This is a genomic window from Enterococcus thailandicus, assembly GCF_001886265.1.
Classification (GTDB): domain Bacteria; phylum Bacillota; class Bacilli; order Lactobacillales; family Enterococcaceae; genus Enterococcus_B; species Enterococcus_B thailandicus.
This window is the reverse complement of record NZ_JXLE01000016.1, coordinates 43281-58413: the sequence shown is the minus strand read 5'-3', so window position 1 is coordinate 58413 and position 15133 is coordinate 43281. Positions and strand designations below refer to the sequence as shown.

Here is a 15133-nt window from a genome sequence, read left to right as displayed (position 1 = left end):
AAGTTGTCTAAGATTTAATACTAACACCATTGTTCCCACTACCGAGTTACTTGTGTCAGAAATACTATCCATAGGAACCGTTGTGCTACTTGAATCCATTGTACTGCTTAAATCTGTCGTACTACTCGAGTCTGTTGTACTGCTTGAGTCTGTCGTGCTACTTGAGTCTGTCGTACTGCTTGAATCTGTCGTACTACTCGAGTCTGTTGTACTGCTTGAATCTGTCGTACTACTTGAGTCTGTCGTGCTACTTGAATCTGTTGTACTGCTTGAATCTGTCGTACTACTCGAGTCTGTTGTACTGCTTGAATCTGTTGTACTGCTTGAGTCTGTCGTACTACTTGAATCTGTTGTGCTACTTGAATCCGTTGTACTGCTTGAATCCGTTGTACTGCTTGAATCCGTTGTACTGCTTGAGTCCGTCGTACTACTTGAATCCGTCGTACTACTTGAATCCGTTGTACTGCTTGAGTCCGTCGTACTACTTGAATCCGTCGTACTACTTGAATCCGTCGTACTACTTGAATCCGTTGTACTGCTTGAGTCCGTCGTGCTACTTGAATCTGAATTTTCTCCAGCAATAATCATTTCGGTTTGAGAGTATGGAGTTAAATGATTGCTGTCTCCTGGTACACCGTCTTGAATTTTGATAGTAAATAAGCAAGGATTACTAGAATACGTGTTTAACGTAACGGAAAAACTAAACGTACCACTATTCCCAGTAATTTCTAAATCATTGTTATAGTTAATCGTCAAGTTAGGATTTACATTTTCAAACTCAACTATTGCTTGTTCAATCGCTTCCTTGTCACCCGAAAAACTGATTGATGCGCTGATGTTAATTGTTTCGCCCACCGCTAATTTTTTCACACCAGAATTATAGTCAGAAAAATCTCCTGTAAATTTGATGTTATTAACATTTCCGTATGTTGACTGCGCCCAGTTAGAAACATAACTACTTTCCGTCTCTGCTTGTGTCGGTTGATTAAAAACCGTTCCGAGACTTGCCAATGGACCAATTAGTAATGATGATGCAAACAATAAACTACTGATTTTCATATATAAACCCCTTTTCTGCTCTCAAGGGTACCATATGAATAAAATGTTTCAAGGTATAGTCCGATTTTCTAATTTATTCCTAATACAAGCGTTATTTATCAACATATATTTAAAATTCTTCTCATCTATAAAGAAATACATTACCTATCTTCACCTAGTCTTATACTAAAAATATCCTTTTTCTTTAGCGCTCAGTTGTCCTATAATACAGTAACATACACACTGAATGAAGAATTTGACAAAAATAAATGACGCAAGTAGCTCTTTCCTTTGATTTATCAGTAAGCAAGCAATGCTTTCTCGAATTTATCAAATAATTTTCTTATGCTAAAAGCACATCAATGAAAGGAAATCACTCATGGAATTCGGACAAAAAATAAAAGTAATTCGTAAACAAAATGCATTAACACAAGAGCAGTTTGCCCAACAACTAAACGTGACAAGGCAAGCTGTTTCGAACTGGGAAAACGATCGAAACCTTCCTGATTTAGAACTGTTGATTATGATTGCAGATCTCTTTCACCTTTCACTTGATGAATTGATTTTAGGAGGAACAAACATGAACAATCTGACTGAAAAACTTATCAACGATGGCAGTGAAACAAAAAGAGCGAAGTTCAACTTATTTACTACTCTCATCGGAACTTTCTTATTACTCTTTGGTTTTGCTTGCTTTTTCATCAAGGGACACTCAGTCGAGTATATCGACTCATCCGGTATCTTACACGAAAATTTCTTTTTGATTCCAATTGGCTTTTTATTCTTGTTTGCAGGTCTCATGGTATTTTTAGCAACTGGAATAACTTATTTATTAACAATATTGAAAAAACGACACTAAAATAGGGGCTGGGACAAAACTAGCCTAACCAGAAAAAAAGCCTAAAATTCGTTTTTGAAAACGTTGATTTTAGGCTTTTTTTAATTGAAAAATGGATTAAAAACGACTAGATTTTTAGTGTTGCCCTACTCTCGTTTTTGAGGTTACAGTTATCGAAGTTTTACTAATGAAAAAGTTAACTAGAAAGAAGAACATCCAATTTTACTACTCAATTTGCTTCCCATACCATAACTAATTCTTTTTCAGCGGTTTCTTCATCGATGTTCATGTGAGCCTTTTTAAAACCTAGCTTTAGATAAAAATCAATTGCGTGTTTATTTTTTTCATAAACATTTAAAGATAACTGATCATTCAATTCCATTGCTTTTTTTAAAAGTTTTTTCCCTATTTGTTGATTTCGATAGGCTTCTTCCACAAAAACACCTGCAATGTAGCCATCCATAATTCCTATAAAACCAACAATTTTGTCATCTATTTTATCGACAAAAATTTCTGCTTTAGGCAATTCTTTTTCGACCACAGAAAGATTTTTTTCCCAATAACTTTTCTCAATATAGTGATGCGTTTGGATGTTACTCTCTAACCATATACTGATAATTTCTTGTAGCTCTTTTTCCGTTATCTCTTCTATTTTTTTGATCAATTTTTTAAATCCTTCCATTTCAGCTTTGTCTCTGATGCTAACATTTTTTACCAATTTAGGTATAAATAACTCCTCTACTAGCTTTCTTATTAAGGCGAGTAGAGGAGTTCTATTTGCGAGTTTATTTACGAAAAAGCGCGTACTTTTTCTTTATCTGATTCCTAGTGCAATCCGTGCATAACGACTCATTTTATCGGTCGTCCAAGCGGGATACCAAACAAGTTTCACTTCGACTTTTTTTACTTCTTCGACTTCACGCAAAGCATCGTGAATGGAGTCTGTTAGGATATCTGCTAGCGGGCAGCCCATCGTTGTTAACGTCATTTTAATTACTGTGTCGCCATCTTCTGGGTTGAATTCAATATCATAAATTAAGCCTAGGTTCACGATGTCGATTCCCAATTCAGGGTCGATAACCGTTTCTAGTGCAGAAAGAATTCGTTCCTTGATTGCTTCTGTTTCTTGTGCAGACCAGTCTTGGTTTGCTTCTGTCATAGTCGACACTCCTTCATCTGATTTTCGTTTATCATACTCTCTTTTTAATTATTTGTAAATGAGAATTGTGATGCTATGTTCTCGTTTAGCTAAGAATTTTTTTAATTACCAAGTTATTATATTAAAGTTATTATTAACTACTTATCTTTTTTTACGATTTTGTTTCTTTTTAGGTTCCGGCAAGACACCGGTTGAACGATACGTCTTTTGTTCTTGCTCGTTTGCAAAACGACCAAAAACAGATTGTGTTGGCAAAATATTAATAAAGGCCTCTTCATCGACCTCATGAACGATTTGATCTAAATCGTATAACTCATAACGTGTAATTACCATCATAATCATTTTGCCATCTTTTTTTGAATAACCGCCAACTGATGGTAATAAAGTGAGTCCGCGTACCATATTTTTCATTAACTCTTCGGTTACTTGGTCTGGTTTGACCGTTACAATCATCGCCGTTACTTTCTGGTGACTTGTGTGAATCGCGTCAACGACTTGTGTCAAAGCATAAATTGAAATAATTGTATATAACGCACTCTCCCAATTGAAAAAGAAGCCAGCAATGACAACAATGATACCATTTAAGATAAACATATAATTACCAACAGTCTTCCCCGTTGTTTGCGATAGAACTAAAGAAATGATATCCATTCCACCAGTCGTAAACCCCATTTTAAGAGAAAGTCCTGCGCCAACCCCAAGCAAAACGCCTCCAACTAAAGCATTCATCAAAATATTATCTGTTACGTGTCCCACTGGCATAATGGTTGTCATCAACGACACACCGAGAACATTGATAAAACTTAAAATCGTAGATCCTTTACCAACTTTTAAAAAACCTAAAATAAACACAGGAATATTTAGTATGAAGATAAAGATTCCGGTATCAGCTTGGATATGAAACCACTCATACAACAAAGAAGCGATGATTTGTGCAATCCCATTCATCCCCGCAGAAAAAACATTTGCTGGGATCAAAAAATAGTTCAAAGCAACAGCTGCTGTTACTCCGGTTATCAAAATCACCACTAATTTCTTCAGCATTTCATTTTTTTGATAGACAGTCATCACTTTGCTCACGAGCACCTCTCCTCTACACCTTATTTCAAATGTAAGAATAACAGTTTCTTAATTAAAATAAAACACCTGTTAGATAAATGAGAAGAATTTTAACAAAGGCTACTTTATAAATGCGGTACTATGCTACAATGAAGAAAACTAATTGTAGCAATAAGGAGGATTATCCATGGCAAAAGATGCTAGTTTCGATATCGTTTCCGAGGTCAATATGGAAGAAGTAAAAAATGCCATTCAACAAACAACCAAAGAATTAACTAATCGTTTTGATTTTAAAGGTTCAACTGTTGAAATCAAATTAGAGCAAAATCGTTTAGTTGTTTTAGGTGATGACGATTTTAAATTAGAACAGATCAAAGATGTTTTATTAAGTAAATTGATTAAGCGTGGTGTTCCAATTAAAAACATTCATTTTTCTGATTCTGAACACGCACTTGGTGGAAAAGCTAAGCAAAATGCTGATTTAGTTAGTGGAATTGACCGTGAAAATGCTAAGAAAATTACTACCGCAATTAAAAATGCCAAGTTAAAAGTAAAAGCACAAATTCAAGAAGATCAAATTCGTGTGACGGGTAAAAGCCGTGATGATTTGCAAGAAGTAATTTCTTTATTAAGAAAACTTGATTTGCCGATTGAGTTGCAATTTACTAACTATCGTTAAAGGTTGTGGCTCCAAGCGGTCAACTCCGAAAAAATAATGAGCAACTAACAAAAATTGCTTTTCATATTTTTGGTCAGTTATGAATTATTTCAAGGAGTTGCTTGGGGAACATCGCGTATTAGATCATGTCGCAAAGCGCCTAGCGTCAACAAATAAAAAACAACCCTTGCAAACACATATTTTGAGTTACTTGCAAGAGTTGCCACAGAAGCTTAGCTTCACTTCCTTTCGATGAACTAACGCAAAGATTGATTTTCTTCACTAACAAAAAAGAGGCTGGAACAAAAGTAGCCTAAATAAAGAAAAAGCCTAAAATTCGTTTTTGAAAACGTTGATTTTAGGCTTTTTTTAATTGAAAAATGTGTTAAGAACGACTGCCGTTTTGTCCTGAGATCCTTCTTTGATGTTTATTTTGTCGTTCGTTGCCAAAATTGGTTTACCGTTTCATCAAGCCCGCTTAAAGTTTGGACCTTTGCAGCATTTTGCCAATGTTTAGGAAACAGTTGACTATACTGTGGGCTAGCAAAACGCCGATCTGCTAATAAAATAATTCCTTGATCGGTCATCTCTCGAATCACTCGACCAGCAGCTTGCAATACTTTATTCATCCCTGGTAATTGATACGCGTAAGCAAATCCCAACTGCTCTTTTTCGTCATAGTATTCTTTAATCAATTCTTGTTCGTGATTCATTTGAGGTAACCCAACGCCAACAATCATACTACCAATCAGGCGCGTTCCTTTTAAATCAATGCCTTCTGAGAAAATACCACCCAATACACAAAATGCAATCAAGGTTTCCTGAGGATTTTCCTGAAAATTCAATAAAAATGTTTCGCGCTCGTTCTCATCCATCTTTGTTTCTTGAATTAGTACTTCCACCTCAGGATACTGTTCTTTAAAAACCGTTACTACTTGATCTAGATAGCTATAAGAAGGAAAGAAAACAAAATAGTTTCCTGTTTTTCCCTGCGTGAAATGTGCAATCGTTTCAACTAATGCCGGCAAGCTTGTTTCTCGTTTTCGATAAGTGGTTTCAAGATAACTTGCAACAATCACTTGCTGATTTTCTTCTGGAAATGGGCTTGGCAAACGATATGCCAAACTATCTTTTCCACCCAATGTTTCTTGATAGTAAGATAACGGAGAAAAACTAGCAGAAAACAACAAGCTACTTCGTCCTTTCGCTAATGACTGCTCAAGAAAATAACTTGGATCGATACAAAATTCTTTCACTACCAAATCATACAAACTCTTCTCAACTGTTGTTTCATAATGATCGTCATAAAACTCACTGATTTTCAAAAAATGCAACACCTCAAAATAATAGGATAATAACTGTTCTTGCACTGGATGCTCTGGATATTCAGCTAGCCATTCTTTGATATGTTCACTGACTTGATACAACGCATTGGTCAATGAATCTGCAGAAGCTTTTTGATGATGATATGTTTTGGTATCTAACGCTTGTTCAATTTGCTTGAATTCCTTTTCTACTTTTGTAAAACGTCGTCGTAACTTTGCGTATTCTTTTGGAATCTCTTTTTTTATTTTTTTTGTTTTTGCATAGGAGATTTCTGCCGAATACATTTCTCTTGAACGCCCCACCAGATTATGCGCTTCATCAATCAGAAAAAGGTTCTCTTCATTTTTTTCTTCTTCAAAAAATCGTCGCAAATAAACAGTTGGATCAAACAAATAATTGTAATCACCAATAATCACATCGCACCAAAGACTTGCATCCAAAGACAATTCAAACGGACACAGAGTATGTTTTTTTGCATATTTTTCAATCACTTCTCTGGTCAGCTGATTTTCGTGATTCAGTAGATCCCATAAACCTTCATTGATCCGATTATAGTAACCATTGGCATAAGGACACTGGTCTGGATTACACGTTGTTTCTGTTAGAAAACAAATTTTATCTTTTGCAGTAATCGTTACACTTTTTGCTTGTGCTCCAACATCTTTCAAGGCAACTAAAGCATCTTCCGCCACTTGCCGCGTGATTGTTTTGGCTGTTAAATAAAAAAGTCGTTCTCCTTCACCTTCGCCAATTGCTTTCAGACTCGGAAACAACGTTGAAATCGTTTTTCCTGTTCCTGTGGGCGCTTCGACAAAAAGTTTTTGTTTTGTCCGGATCGTTTTATAAGCCGCAACTGCAAGTTCACGTTGTCCTTTTCGGTACTGTTCATAAGGAAATTTCAATGCCATCAACGACGCATTCCGAACAGTCCGCCAATTCTCAGAAAAAATCAGCCATTCTTGATAATCCGCTACTAATTTTGTAAAAAAAGTATCTAACTCTTCAATCGTTTGATGCTCGATTTTCCGAGTAATAATTTCTTCCGTTGTTTGAAAATAAGTTAATTGTAAATTGATTTCTGTCAAGTCGTGCTCATGACTATAGATATAAGCATACACTCGTGCTTGATGAAAGAACAATTCAACTTGTTCTTTCTCCAAATCTTCAAAGCGTGGTTCAGAAGTCTTGATTTCGTCGATATAATAAATACCTTCTTTTTGAAAAATTCCATCTGCTCTGCCTTCAATCGTTAATTGGTAACCGTCTAAATCCACCGTTTTCTTAAGAAATACTTCTTTTTCATAAGTATCTCCACCTTGCTTTTGCAACTTCCGGTGAATTTTTGCACCTTCTAATGCGGTATGGTTACTCTTTTTGCGATTATCAATGCTTCCTCTTTTCAAAATAAATTCAACAAGATTTCGCACAGAGATTTTTGATTGTTTCACCACATCCGCCTCCTTCTTTCGTCTATAAGATTACCTGAAAAAAACTCATTCGCAAAGGATGAAATACAATAAACGAACATTTTTTTCGTTTTTTGGCAAAAAAAAACACCCTGCTGGATGGGCAGGGATATAGGATATAGAATTTGGATTTTTGGATGAGTTAAATATAACAAGGACAAATTAAAATGTGATGAAAACTCACTATCCTTCCGTTTAAAATCTATAAATACTTTTCATATAGTCTGATAATTCAGATAAGTGAGCTTTTTTGTTTGATCAGGATGAATACGTTATACTATAGTAAGTAATTCGACTTGCTTGAAAACATATTGGAGGAATTCTTATGCACATTGAACGTCTAAAAACTGGGCCTATCGAAGAAAATTGTTACTTAGTTTATAACGACGAGGCACTACTAATTATCGATCCCGGAGAAGACGCTGATTTGATTCGTCAGCAAATCGCTAAAACCACTCAGCAACCTGTAGCTATTCTGTTGACACACACGCATTATGATCATATCGGTGCCGTGGAAGAACTACGTCATTTTTATGACATCCCTGTTTATGTCAGCCCACTAGAACAATCTTGGTTAGGCGATCCGATCCTTAACCTTTCTGGGCTTGGTCGTCACGATGACATCAATAATATTATCGTTGCCCCTGCTGAATACGAATTTGAAATGAAAGAATATACACTCGGTGACATTCATTTTCGGGTCGTACCTACCCCCGGACATTCAATTGGAAGTGTCAGTTTTATTTTTGATGACTTTGTCGTCTCTGGTGATGCATTATTCCGGGGAAGTATTGGACGAACAGACTTGTATACTGGTAATCTAGAACAATTACTAGATAGTATCAAAACGCAATTATTTATTTTACCAAATGAATTCGCGGTCTATCCCGGGCATGGTGACGCGACTACCATCGAACATGAAAAACAAACAAATCCATTTTTCAATGCATAATCTATTTTAGGAGGAATGTTCAAATGACTGAAACAACTCTTTATATTGTCAGACATGGAAAGACCATGTTTAATACGATCGAGCGTGTCCAAGGTTGGTGTGATACGCCACTCACACGTGAAGGAAAAGAAGGTATACGTCATCTGGGACGTGGATTAAAAGAAATTGAATTCGCTTTTGCTCATTCAAGTGATAGCGGTCGCGCAATCGAAACTGCTCGTACGATTTTAGGGGAGCATTTAAAAGGAAAAGAAATTCCATATTCAATCGACCCAAGAATTCGCGAGTGGTGTTTTGGTTCACTTGAAGGTGGCTATGATAAAGAAATGTGGGGTGTCATCCCTCGTGTCTTGAATTTTCAAACACCTGATGAAATGTTTACCACTGATGTGACCTTTGAACAGATTGCAAATGCTGTCTATGATTTAGATACTGCAGGCTGGGCTGAAACTTATCAAACACTGAAAGAACGTGTCTGGAATGGCTTCGAAGATATCGCACATCACTGCGAGAAACACGGTGGCGGAAATGTTCTAGTCGTTTCACATGGTTTAACGATTGCCTTCTTACTAAATTTGATTGATGGAAAACAACCTGTACGTGCTGGTTTGCAAAATGGTAGCGTGACAAAGGTTTCTTATCAAGATGGAAAATTTACTATTTTAGGGATCAATGATGTTAGCTATATTGAAAAAGGAAAAGAACTTACTCATGATTCTTTTCTATAATCAAAAATACTCGAAAAAACAACTACGTTGACTTTCTTGACGTAGTTGTTTTTTTGCGTTGAAAGGAACTTTAGAAATTTTTTCTTAATATTTTAAAACAGTTTGGTTTTCAAAAAAAAGAACGGTATACTATAACATGTATTTTGTTTGGAAAGGAAGGAATTTATGTTTTTTGCAAATGTTATTAAAGCAGTTATTTTGGGAATCATCGAAGGCATTACCGAGTGGTTACCTATTAGTAGCACTGGCCATTTGATTTTAGCTGACGAATTCATCAAACTGGATGCTAGCACACAATTCATGTCAATGTTCAACGTGGTCATCCAATTAGGTGCGATTCTAGCCGTCGTAGTTCTTTATTTTCATAAGTTAAACCCGTTCTCACCTAGTAAAACAGCAATTGAGAAAAAAGATACTTGGTCTTTATGGTTCAAAGTGGTGGTTGCTTGTCTACCAGCTGTAATTATTGGATTACCACTTGATGATTGGTTGGAGGAACATTTTCATAACTTCTTGTCAGTCGCTATTGTTTTGATTATTTATGGGATTGCATTTATCATCGTTGAAAAAAGAAACAAAACAAGAAAACCACGTTGGGAATCATTAAACGATTTTACTTATCAAGCAGCTTTGATGGTTGGTTTATTCCAAGTGTTGGCACTTGTTCCTGGGACTTCTCGTTCAGGCGCAACAATTTTAGGTGCAATCATTATTGGTGCTTCACGTTTTGTTGCAACTGAATTTTCATTCTTTTTAGGCATTCCAGTGATGTTTGGAGCTAGCGGGTTGAAAATCGTGAAGTATTTGATGGAAGGAAATACTTTTGGAACTGAAGAAACCGTCGTTTTACTAGTCGGTACACTTGTTTCATTCATTGTTTCTATTTTAGCAATCAAATTCTTATTAAGTTACTTGAAGAAAAATGACTTTACTGCTTTTGGTTGGTATCGAATTATTCTAGGAATTATTTTAATTGGTTATTGGTTTATTAGTATGTAGGAAATAAGAAACGAAGTTGGGGTTTCTCTTGACCCCAGCTTCTTTTTTTATTGTTTTATTGATAATAATTATTATTTGAATAATAGATAGAATCTGCAAATACAACTGATAACCATTATCGTTCTCAATTAGCATATTTTATTATCAATTAGATTTTGACTATGCTATAGTAATTTTGAGAAGGAGGAATGCCCAATGGAACTTTTTAAAAGAAAAGCATTTATTTTTACGATTTTTTGTTTTGTATTCATGAGTTTAGGCTTCATCTTTACTAAACTTGCCCTCCCCTTTGCACCGTTCTTGTATCTCTTGGCAATTGGAATTGGTGGCTTTAAGCAGACAAAGGAAGGTTTGACTGAATTATTTTTCGACCATACATTAAATGTCGATTTGCTCATGGCTCTCGCCGCTATTGGTGCGTGTTTGATTGGAAATTATTTTGAAGGTGCCATGCTGACATTTATTTTTTGTTTAAGTGGCGCGTTAGAAGAATATACGACAAATAAAAGTCAAAAAGAAATTACCGCTTTGATGAATTTGCAACCACAACGTGCCTTAAAACTTTTTGAAAGTGGCGAAACAAAGGAAGTCGATGTAACTGAGTTAACAATCAACGATAAAGTCTTTGTTCCTAAAGGTGCAGCAATTCCAATCGATGGTCAATTAACGAGCCCAGTAGCAACAATTGATGAAGCAGCAATCAGCGGTGAATCCGTACCAGTGGAAAAACAACAGCAAGATCCAGTTTTCGCAGGAACGTTGAATCAAGGAAACCCCTTTACGATGACCGTGACGAAACTTAGTTCGGATACAGTTTTTGCTAAAATTATCCAACTTGTTGAGGAAGCTCAAAATACGCCAACAAAAACAGCTTCCTTCATCGAACGAATCGAAAACACTTATGTCAAACTCGTACTGCTTAGCGTTCCGCTGATGATTCTTCTCCCTCCCTTTTTGGCTGGATGGACATGGGAAGAAAGTTTTTACCGAGGAATGGTCTTACTTGTTGTCGCTTCACCTTGTGCCCTCGTCGCCTCTGCAACACCCGCAACCTTAGCTGCGTTATCAAACGCTGCTAAAAACGGGATTTTAATCAAAGGTGGGATTCACTTAGAACAGTTGGCTGAATTAAAGGCAGTTGCTTTTGACAAAACTGGAACACTGACTCGTGGAAAACCAATTGTAACGGATTCTTTCTTTTTAACAGATGATCCAGTCAGCAAAAACGTTTTAGTTGCTATGGAAAGCCAAACAACACACCCATTGGCTGAAGCAATTACAACTCATTTTGGAAGTCAATCAACTAAAGAATTTCAACAATTGACTGTTGAAGAAATCACTGGTTTTGGCCTTACCACCAACTATCAAGGAAGTCAGTGGCATGTCGGAAAGCATGCTTATTCACTAGCTGAGATTAAAAAAGATGAAAAATTGGCGAGTCTTGTTGAAGAACTAGAGAAGCAAGGCAAAACTGTTATTTTCTTCTCAAAAGAAAATGAACTATTAGCGATTCTTGGTCTGTTAGACGTTCCCAAAACAAATGCGGCAGCTGCTATTCATTATTTCAACGAATCTGCTATTCATACCAGTATGATTACTGGCGATAACCTTGGGACTGCCAAAGCAATTGCTACCCAAGTAGGTCTTTCCGCTTTTCATGCCGGGTGTACGCCTGAAGAAAAAACAGCGCTCATCAAACAAGAACAAATAAAGTATCAGACAAATGCAATGGTTGGTGATGGTGTGAATGATGCACCAGCTTTAGCTACCGCGACCCTTGGTATTGCTATGGGAAAAGGAACTGATATTGCGATTGACGTTGCCGACCTCGTTTTAATGAATAGTGACTTAGACAAATTAGTATACAGTCATCGTCTCTCCTTGAAATTAAAACGAATCATTAAGCAAAACATCGTCTTTTCTGTTGGTGTAATTGTTTTATTGATTCTTTCAAACTTCCTTCAATTTTTAAATTTACCTTTTGGTGTGATTGGTCATGAAGGCAGTACTATTTTAGTGATTCTCAACGGACTACGAATGTTACAACCATTAGCGCCTTTGAAAAACGATGATTCTAAACGATGCACACCTTGTCCATTGTACCAAGCGGCAATTACACATTAAAATTAAAAAGGTTGTGAACCCCCGTTTGCCTTTAAGAAATAATTTTTTTCTGATTATTTAAAGCACGAACGAGCCTCACAGCCTTTTTGTGTTTCAATCCACGAACTTTTTTCTATTCTCTCATTGCTTCACCACATCTCCACTTTTGTTTGGATAATTGAAATGGTATGATTAACTTCTAAATAAAGGAGGTCTCTTAATGGAAAGCTGGTTATTTCTTGGTCTTATTTTATTGATTGCATTTATTGCAAAAAACCAAAGCTTACTGATTGCGACAGGTTTTGTACTCTTACTTAAATTGATTCCCCTTTCAAAAAATATCTATCCTTGGCTTCAAGGAAAAGGGATCAATATCGGAGTTACCATCATTACTGCAACAATTTTGATTCCGATCGCTACGGGCGAAATTGGTTTAAAAGACTTGTTAGAAGCTTTTAAATCACCAATGGGCTGGGTTGCTATTTTTTGTGGTGGTTTGGTTGCGGTCCTTTCTTCAAAGGGAGTTGGTCTGATTGCTTCTGATCCTCAGATTACTGTAGCTTTAGTTTTTGGAACAATTCTTGGAGTTGTTTTCCTAAAAGGAATTGCTGCTGGGCCTGTTATTGCATCTGGCATCGCCTATTGTATCTTACAACTCATTTCAATCGGAAAATAAAAAAGCTTATCTTTGGTGTGCCCAAAACAAGTCGTAATCTCGACGATTGAGTCACACTAAGATAAGCTTTTTTTCTATTTATTTGACACCTTCTGCTTCCATGACAACTTTTTTTATAAGCCAAAACATAAAAAATAACCAAAGATGAAAAACAGTAAATAACAAAATAATCAATAATTTTTCAAAGCTCCATTCAAAAAAGACAATTTGAATGACCCTCAAAGGTTCTTTGAACAAATAAATTGAATGAATCCTCGGTGGAAATCTTCCTACATACACTCCAAGCGAAGATAAAAATGAAAAAATCATCAATGAACAATTTTTCAATGCTCTCGTTTGCCCAAATAGCGGGAACGTTTCAATGATTTTTTCAGCTAAAGTAAATCCTAATAAAACATACGTAAAAACCAATAACGCTAAAATCACGAACAGCGTCCAGTGTCTAACATCTGGTATCCCAGCTAACTCGGCTGGCGCATAAATGTGCAGTCTCTTTACGTGAACAAAGTCAGTTAATAAGTAAGGGATATTAGGAAAAAAGAGTAACCAGATTGGTAACAATACATTACTACTCTTTTTGGTCTTATTTCGCAAAATCTGGTAGGATAATTCTATAGGAAGATACGCAAGAAACGTGTTAACTGGTAAAAAAACTAATGGAGTATCTGGGATGAATGTGACAACCATGACAGCGGCTGTCAACAAACGAACAAACCAAATAAACATCAAACCACTCCTTTTCTCTCATATTGTAACGAATATTTTCGTGTAATGCACCTTAGTTTTCAACAAGAACATTGATATTTTGCTGTTTCTTAATAAATGATTATGCAAAATCCATGGTATACTGATAGGGAGGTGAATGCAATGTTAGAAAAAATAAAATATTTCTTTGGTACTATTGGCTGGTTTGTCTTGGCTATTCTATTGATTTTAGGCTTAGCATATGTTCTCTTTCCTGACTTGATCCAAAATGTTTTCCAATTTAAATTTTAAATCACAACGATTGATTTTTCTCAATCTTTTGTTCGTTTAAGAGTTGCTGCCTAGCCGAAAGACTTCTGGTGACAACTCTTTTCTTTTTTGGCTCAAATGCACTTTTTTTGCTATACTAAATGTTAAGAACATCAGAAAATGATGTCAGATTGTTACAATTAATAGAAAGGAAGACGCTCATGGAAACCTTTGAAGGTCTTTTAATAGATACTTATGTACTACAAGAACAACCTATGATGCTAACTGGCATCAATCTTCAGCTTGAAGATCGCGTAATTAACGGCTTGTTAAAAGATCGTTATTTAGCTAAATATATTTTACGCTTACCATTGAACAAGTATGTCCTAGAAGTTTCAGGAAAATGGAACCGTAGAAATCAATTAGTTATCAAAAAGATGATCATCAAAAATATTGATGAATATATCAAAATCGTCGGCACGCCTGAGTAACTGTTTTCATGATATTTTCAAAGTTATAAAATAACTAATGATTTCAATCATAAACATTTATTAAATCAAGAATGTAATCCCTTTTCAAAAAATACTTTGCAAACGGTAGCACTTGTTATATAATATCCATGTACCAAACATTCCCATTCAAATTTTGTTTTAAACTATAGATCTAATCTAGTTTGGTTAACGCTATTGTCTCCCACAATAGCGTTTTTTTGTTGCCTACTTCCCTAGCTCACTGTCAGGTGCTTTATTTTATTCATTTATTGATAAACAACCAAAAAAATTGCGTTCTTTTACTGTTAAGGAAAAAAACTTGTCATGTTCATATTGCAAAGCTAGCTTCCTTTAGGTATAATAATGAATGTTGAATTATGCGGTAACTCGCGTAAGAACTTAAATTATCGGAGGTGAAACTAATGCCAAACATTGAATCTGCAATTAAACGCGTTCGCACAAGCGAAAACGCTAATGTAAAGAATTCATCTCAAACAAGCGCTATGCGTACTGCTGTCAAGAAATTTGAAGACGCTGTTGCTTCAGGTGCTGAAAACGTAGATGCGTTATATAAAGAAGCTGTTAAAGCAATCGACATGGCTGAGTCAAAAGGTCTAATCCACAAAAACAAAGCTAACCGCGACAAATCTCGTTTAAGCAAAAAAATTGCTAAATAATAAAAGAAT

General features: G+C 35.8%; 16 protein-coding genes. 10 read left to right on the top strand and 6 right to left on the bottom strand.

Annotated elements, in window-relative coordinates; genetic code table 11:
* Positions 1 to 1059: hypothetical protein (locus tag RV17_RS10795; RefSeq protein ID WP_211276013.1), on the bottom strand; the 1059-nt coding region annotated here is incomplete at its 3' end.
* A gap of 358 nt (positions 1060 to 1417) precedes the next feature.
* Here RV17_RS10795 and RV17_RS10790 point away from each other — a divergent pair.
* The gene (locus tag RV17_RS10790; protein WP_071869213.1) at positions 1418 to 1897 is read left to right on the top strand and encodes a DUF3955 domain-containing protein; all 480 of its coding nucleotides are present in this window, start codon (positions 1418 to 1420) and stop codon (positions 1895 to 1897) included.
* Positions 1898 to 2105: 208 nt separating this feature from the next.
* Here the strand turns inward: RV17_RS10790 and RV17_RS10785 are convergent, their stop codons facing one another.
* The 3 genes from RV17_RS10785 to RV17_RS10775 all read right to left on the bottom strand — a co-directional run bounded on the left by RV17_RS10785 (position 2106) and on the right by RV17_RS10775 (position 4103).
* Positions 2106 to 2594 (bottom strand): GNAT family N-acetyltransferase, encoded by a 489-nt coding sequence (locus tag RV17_RS10785; protein ID WP_083571986.1) that lies wholly within the window; start codon positions 2592 to 2594, stop codon positions 2106 to 2108.
* Between the two features lie 96 nt (positions 2595 to 2690).
* Entirely contained in the window at positions 2691 to 3035 is a 345-nt protein-coding gene (locus tag RV17_RS10780; RefSeq protein WP_067481306.1) for a metal-sulfur cluster assembly factor, read from the bottom strand.
* A 141-nt stretch (positions 3036 to 3176) separates the two neighbouring features.
* Positions 3177 to 4103 (bottom strand): YitT family protein, encoded by a 927-nt coding sequence (locus tag RV17_RS10775; RefSeq protein WP_071869218.1) that lies wholly within the window; start codon positions 4101 to 4103, stop codon positions 3177 to 3179.
* Positions 4104 to 4281: 178 nt separating this feature from the next.
* Between RV17_RS10775 and RV17_RS10770 the strand changes: the two genes are divergently transcribed.
* Positions 4282 to 4773, top strand: a complete 492-nt coding sequence (locus RV17_RS10770; protein WP_071869212.1) for a YajQ family cyclic di-GMP-binding protein — start codon at positions 4282 to 4284, stop codon at positions 4771 to 4773.
* A gap of 407 nt (positions 4774 to 5180) precedes the next feature.
* Here the strand turns inward: RV17_RS10770 and RV17_RS10765 are convergent, their stop codons facing one another.
* Complete coding sequence (locus RV17_RS10765) at positions 5181 to 7529, bottom strand: ATP-dependent DNA helicase (protein WP_071869211.1); 2349 nt, start codon at positions 7527 to 7529, stop codon at positions 5181 to 5183.
* A gap of 340 nt (positions 7530 to 7869) precedes the next feature.
* Here RV17_RS10765 and RV17_RS10760 point away from each other — a divergent pair, with 340 nt between their 5' ends.
* From RV17_RS10760 to RV17_RS10740, 5 genes are all read left to right on the top strand, one after another.
* Positions 7870 to 8496, top strand: a complete 627-nt coding sequence (locus tag RV17_RS10760; RefSeq protein ID WP_067481300.1) for an MBL fold metallo-hydrolase — start codon at positions 7870 to 7872, stop codon at positions 8494 to 8496.
* 23 nt (positions 8497 to 8519) lie between these two features.
* Positions 8520 to 9224 carry a histidine phosphatase family protein gene (locus RV17_RS10755; protein ID WP_071869210.1) on the top strand — a complete coding sequence of 235 codons (705 nt, stop codon included), beginning with the start codon at positions 8520 to 8522 and terminating at the stop codon, positions 9222 to 9224.
* A 165-nt stretch (positions 9225 to 9389) separates the two neighbouring features.
* Entirely contained in the window at positions 9390 to 10223 is an 834-nt protein-coding gene (locus RV17_RS10750) for an undecaprenyl-diphosphate phosphatase (RefSeq protein ID WP_067481296.1), read from the top strand.
* Positions 10224 to 10418: 195 nt separating this feature from the next.
* Positions 10419 to 12347: a heavy metal translocating P-type ATPase gene (locus tag RV17_RS10745; RefSeq protein WP_071869209.1), complete on the top strand. Its 1929-nt coding sequence runs from the start codon at positions 10419 to 10421 to the stop codon at positions 12345 to 12347.
* A gap of 199 nt (positions 12348 to 12546) precedes the next feature.
* Positions 12547 to 13002 (top strand): DUF441 domain-containing protein, encoded by a 456-nt coding sequence (locus RV17_RS10740; protein WP_067481293.1) that lies wholly within the window; start codon positions 12547 to 12549, stop codon positions 13000 to 13002.
* A 78-nt stretch (positions 13003 to 13080) separates the two neighbouring features.
* On the opposite strand, the gene RV17_RS10735 is transcribed toward RV17_RS10740, so the two are convergent.
* Positions 13081 to 13728 carry a DUF1361 domain-containing protein gene (locus tag RV17_RS10735; protein ID WP_082294061.1) on the bottom strand — a complete coding sequence of 216 codons (648 nt, stop codon included), beginning with the start codon at positions 13726 to 13728 and terminating at the stop codon, positions 13081 to 13083.
* 141 nt (positions 13729 to 13869) lie between these two features.
* Between RV17_RS10735 and RV17_RS13755 the strand changes: the two genes are divergently transcribed.
* From RV17_RS13755 to rpsT, 3 genes are all read left to right on the top strand, one after another.
* Positions 13870 to 13998: a hypothetical protein gene (locus RV17_RS13755; RefSeq protein ID WP_256869128.1), complete on the top strand. Its 129-nt coding sequence runs from the start codon at positions 13870 to 13872 to the stop codon at positions 13996 to 13998.
* Between the two features lie 179 nt (positions 13999 to 14177).
* Positions 14178 to 14447 (top strand): hypothetical protein, encoded by a 270-nt coding sequence (locus RV17_RS10730; protein WP_067481291.1) that lies wholly within the window; start codon positions 14178 to 14180, stop codon positions 14445 to 14447.
* Between the two features lie 422 nt (positions 14448 to 14869).
* Entirely contained in the window at positions 14870 to 15124 is a 255-nt protein-coding gene (rpsT, locus tag RV17_RS10725) for a 30S ribosomal protein S20 (protein ID WP_067481289.1), read from the top strand.
* The last annotated feature ends 9 nt before the right edge of the window (positions 15125 to 15133 follow it).